This window comes from Pseudopedobacter beijingensis (assembly GCF_042678145.1).
GTDB lineage: Bacteria > Bacteroidota > Bacteroidia > Sphingobacteriales > Sphingobacteriaceae > Pseudopedobacter > Pseudopedobacter beijingensis.
In genome coordinates this window covers 1-636 of sequence record NZ_JBHUDG010000026.1, presented here as the reverse complement: position 1 = coordinate 636, position 636 = coordinate 1, and the positions used below count along the sequence as shown (strand labels likewise).

The following is a 636-nucleotide window of genomic DNA, read 5'->3' as shown; positions in this document are numbered from 1 at the left end:
TTGATTTCTATGATAAAACCAAACCATTTTTATACATGGTTTGGTTTTTTATTAGGGCAAATATTCGGTGAATGATTTTGTTTCTAACTGCATTTAAGACGCTCATTTTATTTTTGCCTTCATCTACTTTTCTTTTATAGTAAACCCTTAAATCGTTATTGAGCCTAATGGCGCTCATAGCCGCTAAATGCAACACACTCTTCATGCTTTTATCCGCAAAAACTGACACCTTAGGTTTGTACCTGAGCGAGGTTCCGGACTTAAAATCAAAAGGTACAACACCGCAATAACAAGCCATTTTCCTTGGATTATTGATAGCGGTAAAACCTTCAGTTTTAGCAATCATCATCCAAGAAACAACTTTTCCTACACCTGGAACCGATCGGATTAACTCAGATTGAGCCTTCATTTGGTCATCAAACTGAATGATTTTTTCAATATCGGATTCAATTTTACTAATTTGACCATCAATGACTTCAATCATTTTCTTGTTTAGTTTAAGTAATTCCTTATCCAAAGAGATTGTTTTCATCAGTTTATAATCATGCTGTTGTTTGACCAATTGCTTTTTCATTTTTACCCTTGAGTTTCGTTCTGTTAACAATATTTTTAATCGCTTTACAGCAACAGAAGTGG

Annotated in this window: 1 protein-coding gene; it reads right to left on the bottom strand. The window is 34.0% G+C overall.

Features of this window, described 5'->3' with window-relative positions:
- Window positions 1-7: 7 nt before the first annotated feature.
- Window positions 8-636 (bottom strand): transposase (locus ACFSAH_RS14075; RefSeq protein ID WP_379663378.1); only part of this gene is annotated, 629 nt, incomplete at its 5' end.